Source organism: Rhizobacter sp. P3_B12 (genome assembly GCF_056402895.1).
This window is the reverse complement of sequence record NZ_JBFUGN010000504.1, coordinates 1-4,470: the sequence shown is the minus strand read 5'-3', so window position 1 is coordinate 4,470 and position 4,470 is coordinate 1. Positions and strand designations below refer to the sequence as shown.

Below are 4,470 nucleotides of genomic sequence, written 5' to 3'. Positions count from 1 at the left end.
GGGGCTGGACAAGCCGTTCTCGAAGCCCGACCTGCTGGCGAAGATGGCGGAGATGCTCCGGTTGTGACCCACCCCCGAGGCGCTGTCGCGCCTCCCCCTCAAGGGGGCGCCGCCGATGGCCCGGCGAAGCCGGATCCATGGCGGCCGCTGGGTCAGGCGCGCCGGATCAATTGCCGAAGCGGGCGGAGTTGCGGGCGCGGGCCTTCGCGGCTTCCACGTCGCGGTCGCGCGGCTCGGCGTTCGTCACCATCGATTCGATCAGCGCGCGCGCCGACGCGGCGACCTCGGCCACCGCGCGCTCGAACGCCGCTTCGTTGGCCTTCGACGGCACCGTGAAGCCGCTGAGCTTGCGCACGAACTGCAGCGAGGCGTCGCGGATCTCCAGCTCGGTGGCCGGCGGCTCGAAGTTGAACAGGGTCTTGATGTTGCGGCACATCGCGAGGACCTCCTAGCGAAGCTTCCAGGCCAGCAGCACGCCGATCGCGGCCGGCACGGCGAAGTTGAGCAGCAGGATCGGCAGCTCCTCGCCGACCGAATATCCCGCACGCGCGACGCCGACCCACATGTTGACGGCGCAGATCAGCAGCCACAGCGCGAGGAAGCCGGCGCCGGCCCAGGTCACCGCGGCCGGGTAGTGGGCGACGAACAGGCGGGCCAGCACCAGCATCGAGCCGAGCAGCAACAGGCCGGCGGTCAGGAACAGGACGGTGCGCATCAGGGCTCCTTGGGTGGGTTGGCGGGAGTCTCATTCGACATCGATGAATCCCTTGCTGAAGGCGGCCACCTCGTCGTCGAAGACGGCCATCGCGGTGCGCATCGGCTTGAAGCCGAACTTGCGGTAGAACGCTTCCTTGCCGGGCACGGCGTAGAGGATGATCTTGCGGTGCCCGGCGCACATCGCCAGCAGCCGCGACATCACCTCGGCACCCACGCCGCGCCCCTGCTGGTCCGGGTGCACGGCAACGTCGCACACATAGGCGCAGTCGGCCCCATCGGACAGCACACGCCCGGCGGCGACCAGCCGGCCATCGGCCTCGCGCGCGAAGCAGCAGAAGCGGCTGTTCGTGAACACCGTCTGCAGCAGCGCGGCCGTCTTCGTGCCCAGCGGTGCGGCGCGGTACAGCGCCTCGAGTTCATCCCAGCCGATGCCGTGCCAGGTGGTGGTCCAGGTCAGTGCCAATCGAATGCTCCGGATTCGTTCACGGCTTCTCAGGGCTGCGCGGGGCGCGGCACGCGTTGCGCCGGATCATAGAAGAAGGTTTCCTCGGCGATGCGCTCGCCCTCCCAGCGCTGCCAGGCGAGCTCTTCCATGTGCGTCGTGCTGCCGTCGAGCCATTCGAAATCGAAGATCCAGCGGATCACGACGTGGTCGCCATTCACCAGCACCGGTCGCACGCACTGCGAGCGCACCGACCGCGCACGCGCCATGACCTTGTGCTCACCCGCCACGTGCGCGTCGCGGCCGATGCGTGGCGGCGACTGGTTCTCCTGCATCGTCGAACGCTCGGTGTAGAACGCCTCGCAGGCCTCGGCGTGCGCATTGCGTTCGACCATCGCGATGAAGCTCTCCAGCGCTTCAGGCAGGGGCATCGTCGTTCTCCAGGGTGGATCGGGAAGGGCGACATTGTGCGTCGAATAGCCCGAATGAACGTCGGATGACAGCGGTTCGACAGGCCGGCTGCGCACCATCGCGGCCACGTTGCGGCACACCCCACAACGACAGCGACAAGGAGACACCCCATGCAGATCACCGGCATGTTCCACGGAGCGCGCCTGTTGCAGTTCGTCGGTTTCCCCGCCACCGAGGTGCTCGGGCCCGGCGCGAGCGAGGAAGAGATCAAGTCGCTGATCGATCGCCATGGGCAGGTGTTCGTGAAACCGATGTTCAAGGGCGGCATCGGCCAGAAGGGCAAGGCCGGGCTGCTCGGGCGGGCGAGCGACCTGCGCGCGGCGCTGGCCGAGAAGGAGCGGCTGTATTTCGCCGAGCATGCGGTGGGAGGGCAGCGCGCCAAGGCCAATGGCGTCACCTTCGAGGCCGGCGTGCCGGCGCGGCACGAGGTCTATTTCTCGATCACCGATTCGACCCGCTTCCGGGCACCGACGATGACGCTGACGCACCGCGGCGGCGTCGACATCGAGGAGGTCGAGCGCCGCGAGATCGCCGTCGTCCCGTTCGACCCGCTGACCGGCCTGAAGGCCTTCGTCGTCGCGAACGCGCTCAGCGAGATCGGCGCGCCGCGCGAGATCATCTCGCCGCTGGTGCAGCAGTTGCCCAAGCTGTGGGACCTGTTCCACGACTTCGGCATGACGACGCTCGAGCTGAACCCGATCCGCCTGCGCGAGGATGCGAAGGGCCGGCTGGTGCCGGTGGCCTGCGATTTCAAGTGCGGCTTCGACCGCGATGATCCGCGCTGGGCGCGGCTCGGCCTGCCGGCGCACCTGTTCACCGCCGACCACTCCGATTTCGAACAAGAGATCAACCAGCTGCGCACGCACCAGGGGCAGAGCGATGTCTACGTCGTCAACGACGGCGGCACCATCCTCGCGCCCACCTTCGGCGGCGGCGCCAATTCGCTGGTGACCGAGATGCTCGGCGACGCGGCCATCATCTCGTCCGACTTCGGCGGCAACCCGCCGTACGAGAAGATGAAAGAGGTCGCGCGCATCTGCTTCCGGCACTGGCTGAAGCAGGCCAACGTGCTGTTCATCATCGGCGGCAAGTCGAACAACACCGACATCCACGAGACGCTGCGCGCGATCGCCGACGCGCTGCGCGAGCACGTCGGGCTGCACGGCGCCACGCCGCTGTACGTCGTGCTCGGACGCGGCGGGCCGAACCTGGTGCGCGGCATGGCGGTGCTGCGCGACACCTGCGACCAGCTCGGGCTGCCGTACCGGATGTTCGGCTTCGATTCCGACATCAGCCAGGTGATCGCCTACGCGAAGCAGGCCGATGCGTGGATGAAGTCCGGCGGGCGCGCGCAGCTCGCGGCCGGGCTGGGCCTGCCGGAGTCGGCATGAGACCCCTCACCAGGAGAGCAACACCATGCAGATGAACCCGCTCCAGAAACAAGGCGTCGGCGATTTCAGGTACTTCGTGGGCACCAGCTCGCTGGCGCAGATCGCGACGCGCGACGACCGCGTCTGCGTGCTCAACATCCTCGGTGCCGAATCGAGCGAGGTGACGCCGATCGGCCATGCCTGGTCGGGCGGCAACGTGGTGTTCGGCACCGCGCCGGGCAAGGGCGGCCAGGCGCTCGCCACCGCGTCCGGCGACATCCCTGTCTACAACAACGTGCGCGACGGCCTGCAGGCCGGGCACCGCTTCAACTGCGGCGTGGTCTACCTGCCGCCGGCGGCCGCGCGCGACGGCGTGGCCGAGCTGATCCGCGTGAACCCGCAGCTGAAGAAGATCTTCATCGTCACCGAGAAGATCCCGGTGCACGATGCGCGCGAGATCCGCGCGATGGGCCAGCAGGCCGGCGTCGACATCTTCGGCGCCAACGGGCTGGGCGTGGCCGACGCCTGGAACCGGGTGCGCATCGGCGGTGCGCTGGGCGGCGATGCGCCGGGCGACACGCTGCGGCCGGGCTCGATCGCGATCTTCTCGAACTCCGGTGGTTTTTCCACCACCATCGCGCAGTACCTGCGCATGAGCGGCTGGGGAACGACCACGGTGGTCTCCAGCGGCAAGGACGTCTACATCCACTACGCCGCGCCCGAGTTCGCGTTCGCGCTGGCCAACGACGCACGCAGCAAGGCCGCGGTGCTGTACTGCGAGCCGGGCGGCACCTACGAGCTCGACGCCCGGTTCACGAAGCCGGTGGTGGCCTGCGTGGTCGGCCGCTGGAAGCGCCGGCTGACGCGCGCGGTGGGCCATGCCGGCGCGATGGCCGGCTGCGAGGACGACGCGCTGGCGAAGGAGCGCTGGTTCCTCGACAAGTTCGGCGTCGACGGCATCTTCACGCCCGAGGAGCCGCGCTTCTCGGCCCGCGGCGCGCTGGTCACCAACATCGCGCACATCCCGGCCGCGCTGCTGGCGGTGATGCGGGCCAACGCGACGCTGCCCGACTTCGAGCCCGAGGGCAGCCTGGTGCTGAAGCCCTGGTTCGCGTCCGACGCCGGGCTGGCGCTGCCGCCGGCGCTCGCGCTGCAGGTGGTGGCGCCGGCCGCGCCGTATGCCGCGCAGGTCGAACAGGTGAACCGGCAGGTGGGCGGCATCGTGCCGCGGCAACCGATGAAGGATGCGTCCGGCGCCTCGCAGATGGATGCGCTTACGCAGCTCAGCAGCCTGCACGGCGTCTCGATGCTGCAGGCGGCGACGCTGGCGTTCGAATCGCTCGTCAAGCTGGCGCTGCTGCACGAGGCCGGCGACGAGAACGACCGGCGGCTCGTCGCGACGGCGATCGCCGCGCACGTCAACCTGCACGGCACGCCGATGCTGGCGGCGGCCCAGGCGGCACGCGAGGC

General features: G+C 69.2%; 5 protein-coding genes and 1 pseudogene. 2 read left to right on the top strand and 4 right to left on the bottom strand.

The features are described from left to right. Window positions 1-166: 166 nt before the first annotated feature. The 4 genes from AC1D01_RS22365 to AC1D01_RS22350 are packed head-to-tail and all read right to left on the bottom strand — an operon-like array spanning window position 167 to window position 1,590. A complete protein-coding gene (locus AC1D01_RS22365; protein ID WP_477870180.1) occupies window positions 167-436 on the bottom strand; it encodes a DUF2277 domain-containing protein in 270 nt (89 codons plus the stop codon). Between the two features lie 12 nt (window positions 437-448). After that, entirely contained in the window at window positions 449-715 is a 267-nt protein-coding gene (locus tag AC1D01_RS22360) for a hypothetical protein (RefSeq protein WP_477870178.1), read from the bottom strand. Between the two features lie 30 nt (window positions 716-745). Beyond that, window positions 746-1,180: a GNAT family N-acetyltransferase gene (locus AC1D01_RS22355; RefSeq protein ID WP_477870176.1), complete on the bottom strand. Its 435-nt coding sequence runs from the start codon at window positions 1,178-1,180 to the stop codon at window positions 746-748. Between the two features lie 29 nt (window positions 1,181-1,209). After that, window positions 1,210-1,590, bottom strand: coding sequence for a nuclear transport factor 2 family protein (locus tag AC1D01_RS22350; RefSeq protein ID WP_477870174.1), 381 nt, complete (start codon window positions 1,588-1,590; stop codon window positions 1,210-1,212). 150 nt (window positions 1,591-1,740) lie between these two features. Here AC1D01_RS22350 and AC1D01_RS22345 point away from each other — a divergent pair, with 150 nt between their 5' ends. Both AC1D01_RS22345 and AC1D01_RS22340 read left to right on the top strand, forming a co-directional pair. Next, window positions 1,741-3,021 (top strand): ATP citrate lyase citrate-binding domain-containing protein, encoded by a 1,281-nt coding sequence (locus AC1D01_RS22345; RefSeq protein ID WP_477870172.1) that lies wholly within the window; start codon window positions 1,741-1,743, stop codon window positions 3,019-3,021. 25 nt (window positions 3,022-3,046) lie between these two features. Continuing rightward, window positions 3,047-4,470: pseudogene (locus AC1D01_RS22340) on the top strand (CoA-binding protein); the annotation flags it as partial.

Coding starts and splice junctions, on each gene's coding strand:
- AC1D01_RS22365 (WP_477870180.1), bottom strand. CDS start 436: ATGTGCCGCAACATCAAGACCCTGTTCAACTTCGAGCCGCCGGCCACC.
- AC1D01_RS22360 (WP_477870178.1), bottom strand. CDS start 715: ATGCGCACCGTCCTGTTCCTGACCGCCGGCCTGTTGCTGCTCGGCTCG.
- AC1D01_RS22350 (WP_477870174.1), bottom strand. CDS start 1,590: ATGCCCCTGCCTGAAGCGCTGGAGAGCTTCATCGCGATGGTCGAACGC.
- AC1D01_RS22345 (WP_477870172.1), top strand. CDS start 1,741: ATGCAGATCACCGGCATGTTCCACGGAGCGCGCCTGTTGCAGTTCGTC.